The following is a 3,775-nucleotide window of genomic DNA, read 5'->3' on the forward strand; positions in this document are numbered from 1 at the left end:
CCTGCCCGGCCGCCGCGACGCGACACCGCCCGACACGCGGTGGACGACGCACGGACCGCGCCGCGGGGCGGTGGCCGAACCGGCCACCGCCCCTCGGGCATCAGTATGGATCTAGAGAACGCCCAGGTCGCGCGCCGATCGGTTACGGCTGCTCATCGCGACGGTACGGGCGGAACGGGTTGCCTCAGTGCTCGTGGTGGTACGACCGGCCTGAGGCCGGCGCATTCGAGCCCGGGACAACGCTTCGTGAAGTAGTTGCATTTCGGCGACTCCGTTAAGAACGTTCAGCATGGTGGTCAGCTCTCTCGTCGCCGGTGCGAGACCGGCGTGGGTGGGACGGATCGGGTTCATGTCAGGCTGCCAGCCGGACCGCGTTGCGCGACTCGGACAGCCCACTGGCCGCCAGCCGCGCCTCGGCCTCGACCCGGAGCGCCGCGTCGCGGGCGAGGTCCTCCTTGCGCGGGCGACCACGGGGCCGCTTGCGCGGGACGACCGCGCCACGCTCGAAGATCTCGCCGCCCCAGACGCCCCAGGGCTCGGCCCGCTCCACCGCCCCGGCCAGGCACTCGACGCGCAGCGGGCAGTCCCCGCAGAGCGACTTGGCCAGCTCGAGCTCGGCGGGCGAGTCGGAGAACCACAGGTCGGGGTCGAACTTCCGGCAGGGCAGGTTCGCCTCCACCTCGACGCTCACGTCGAGCGGGGCCAACGCCAGACTCATCGCCCGGTCACCTCTCTCTCGTTTTCGATCTCGTGGATCGCACTTCCGACGTACTTGGCGGGCAAAAAACTGAGGCCGCGGATCCCGGTAGCGGGTTCCGCGGCCTCGAGGTGAGCCGGTCGTCTGATGGATCAGACTGGTCTACCTCGAGGTGGAACTCCGCGAACGTCCATGCGCTTGTTGGCGACATCGACGCCCTTGCCCGTGAAGCCACTGGTCCCCTGGATTCCGGTCGGCGCGGGAGCGAGGATCAGCTCGGCCTGAGCCTCGACCTGGTGCACCTGCGGAACCGACGGTCGCGTGGCGGCGACGGCCACCCGGACAGCCGACAGCGGAACGACGGCAGCGGGCAGCGCCGCCGGACGCTCGTTGATGTAGAAGATCTCCATTGGTGCCACCTCCCTGACGTTCTCTCGTGCCGACACGGTCTCGACCCCTCGTGAGCAGCCCGAATGGCGCCGCTCGCGAGGTGTGCCATGAGGCTATTCCTCGCCCGGGGGCGAGGGCAAACGAATTTACGACGAGATTTCGAAGTTTTTCTCCGGGCAGACGTCGTCGACCGCCGCGCCCGCCACCAGCGCCAGCACCGCCTCCCCGTAGAGGCCGAGCTTGCGCGGCCCGATGCCGGCGATCGCGATCAGTTCCTCCGCCCGGGCGGGACGCCGCTCGGCCAGCGCGACCAGCGTGGCGTCGGTGAAGACCACATAGGCCGGAACCCGCTGCCCGCCGGCCACCCGCTGGCGCCACTCGCGCAGCCGTTCGTGCAGCTCGTCGTCGATGTCGGAGGGGCAGGTGGGGCAGCGGCCGAGCTTGCGGTCCGGCCCGGCGAGCAGGGTGGCACCGCAGATCCGGCAGGACACGATCTGGGTCCGTCGCCGCTCCGGCCGCCGCCCCGGGCCGGCGCCGGCCCGCTCCGTGCCGCCCGAGCGGTCCAGCTGCGGCAGGAACCGCGACGGCCGCCGGGCCCGCCCGCCCGGCGAACGGGCCGAGGCGTACGACAGCCACAGCCACTCCCGCGCCCGGGTGATGCCGACGTAGAGCAGCCGGCGTTCCTCCTCGACCTGCTCGACGGTCTTGGCGTACGTGGTGGGCAGGGTGCCCTCGGAGAGGCCGACCAGGAAGACCGCGTCCCACTCCAGCCCCTTCGCCGAGTGCAGCGAGGCCAGGGTCACCCCGTCGACGGTCGGCACGTGCTGGGCGGCGGCCCGCCGGGCCAGCTCGTCGTTGAAGTCGGCCAGGGTGACCGGGCGCTCGACGGAGGCGGCCGGCCCGATCGGCAGCACCTCCGGGGTGGCCGCGTACTCCTCGGCGAGCTGGACCAGCGCGGCGAGCGCCTCCCACCGCTCGCGGGCGGCGCCACCGGCCGGGGCGGCGTCGGGGGCCCAGCCGACCGCCGCGAGCGCCTCGACCACGGCGGCCGGCAGCGGGGTCTCCCCCGGGATCGCGCGGGTGGCGGCCCGCAGTGCGACCATCGCCTGCCGAACCTCGGCCCGCTCGAAGAACCGCTCCGCCCCCTGCACCACGTACGTCACCCGCGCCTCGGTCAGCGCCTTCTCGTACGCCTCGGACTGCGCGTTGGTCCGGAACAGCACGGCGATCTCCTTCGCCGGGGTGCCGGCGTCGACCAGCGCGCGGCAGCGGGCGGCGACCGCGTTGGCCTCGGCCGGCTCGTCGGTGAAGATCCGCAGCTCCGGTTCGGGGCCGGGCGGACGCTGGCCGACCAGCTCCAGCCGCAGCCGCGCCTCGGCGCCCCGCGCCTGCGAGATCACCGCGTTGGCCAGCCCGACGACCTGCGGGGTGGAGCGGTAGTCGCGGACCAGCCGGACCACCGTCGCCCCGCGGTACCGGCGCGGGAAGTCGACCAGGTAGGACGACGTGGCCCCGGTGAACGAGTAGATCGTCTGGCTGGCGTCGCCGACCACGGTCAGGTCGTCCCGGCCGCCCAGCCACGCCTCCAGCAGCCGCTGCTGGAGCGGGTTGACGTCCTGGTACTCGTCGACCACGAAGTGCCGGTACTGGGCGCGGACCTGCTCGGCGACGTCCCGGTGCTCCTCGATCCCCCAGACCGCGGCACGCAGCATGTCCTCGAAGTCGATCACGCCGTTGGACCGCTTGAGGCGCTCGTACGCGGCGAAGACGTCGGCGACCTTCGCCGGCTCGTGCGGGGTGTCCCGCAGCGCCTTCGCCGCCGCGACGACGTACTCCCCCGGCTCCACCAGCGACGACTTGGCCCACTCGATCTCACCGGCCAGGTCCCGGGCGGCCGCCCGGTCGGCGCGCAGGCCGGCCTTGGCCGCGGCGAGGGTGACCAGCCGGACCTTGCTGTCCAGCAGTTCGGGCATGGCCCGCCCCTCCAGCAGCCGGGGTGCGAAGTAGCGCACCTGGCGCAGTGCCGCCGCGTGGAAGGTCCGCGCCTGCACACCCGGCACGCCGAGCACGGCGAGCCGGCTCCGCATCTCGGCGGCGGCCCGGGCGGTGAAGGTCACCGCCAGCACGTGCCGGGCCGAGATCTCCCCGGACAGCGCCCGGTGGGCGATCCGGGAGGTGACGGCCCGGGTCTTGCCGGTGCCGGCGCCGGCCAGGATGCAGACGGGGCCGGCGGGGGCGGTCACCGCCGACCGCTGCTCCGGATCCAGACCGGCGAGCACGCGTTCGGACGCTGAGTGAACCACCACAGCGAGGAATTGTCTCAGCTCTGCCCGGCGTTGCAGCGGTTAGCCTGGGCTTGATCGGCAAGCCGCCGGGCGGACCGTTGGAGGATCTGACCATGCTGACGCTGTATTCCACCCCCTGGTGCGGCTACTGCCACCGGCTGAAGTCGCAGCTCGACCGGGAGGGCATCGGGTACGAGGTGGTCGACATCGAGCAGGACCCGAAGGCCGCGGAGTTCGTGATGAGCGTCAACGGCGGCAACCAGACCGTCCCGACGCTGCGCTTCGCCGACGGCAGCGCCCTGACCAACCCCTCGATCACGCAGGTCAAGCAGCACCTGGCCGGCCTGTCCGCCTGACCTGGCGCACCACCCGCCGACGAGCGGCCGGCCCGGACGGGCCGGCC

General features: G+C 72.9%; 4 protein-coding genes. 1 reads left to right on the plus strand and 3 read right to left on the minus strand.

Annotated elements, in window-relative coordinates; all coding sequences use genetic code 11:
• Nucleotides 1–352: 352 nt before the first annotated feature.
• The 3 genes from AB0L34_RS33205 to AB0L34_RS33215 form a co-directional block, all read right to left on the minus strand.
• Nucleotides 353–718, minus strand: a complete 366-nt coding sequence (locus tag AB0L34_RS33205) for a WhiB family transcriptional regulator (RefSeq protein ID WP_350682265.1) — start codon at nucleotides 716–718, stop codon at nucleotides 353–355.
• Nucleotides 719–849: 131 nt separating this feature from the next.
• A complete protein-coding gene (locus tag AB0L34_RS33210; RefSeq protein WP_363709568.1) occupies nucleotides 850–1,107 on the minus strand; it encodes a hypothetical protein in 258 nt (85 codons plus the stop codon).
• A gap of 126 nt (nucleotides 1,108–1,233) precedes the next feature.
• Nucleotides 1,234–3,393, minus strand: a complete 2,160-nt coding sequence (locus tag AB0L34_RS33215) for an ATP-dependent DNA helicase UvrD2 (protein ID WP_363709570.1) — start codon at nucleotides 3,391–3,393, stop codon at nucleotides 1,234–1,236.
• A gap of 92 nt (nucleotides 3,394–3,485) precedes the next feature.
• On the opposite strand from AB0L34_RS33215, the gene AB0L34_RS33220 reads away from it, so the two are divergent.
• On the plus strand, nucleotides 3,486–3,728 hold the full coding sequence (locus AB0L34_RS33220; protein WP_350703837.1) for a mycoredoxin: 243 nt from the start codon (nucleotides 3,486–3,488) through the stop codon (nucleotides 3,726–3,728).
• Nucleotides 3,729–3,775: the final 47 nt, after the last annotated feature.

This window comes from Micromonospora sp. NPDC052213, assembly GCF_040679695.1.
In the GTDB taxonomy this organism is placed as follows: Bacteria; Actinomycetota; Actinomycetes; order Mycobacteriales; family Micromonosporaceae; genus Micromonospora.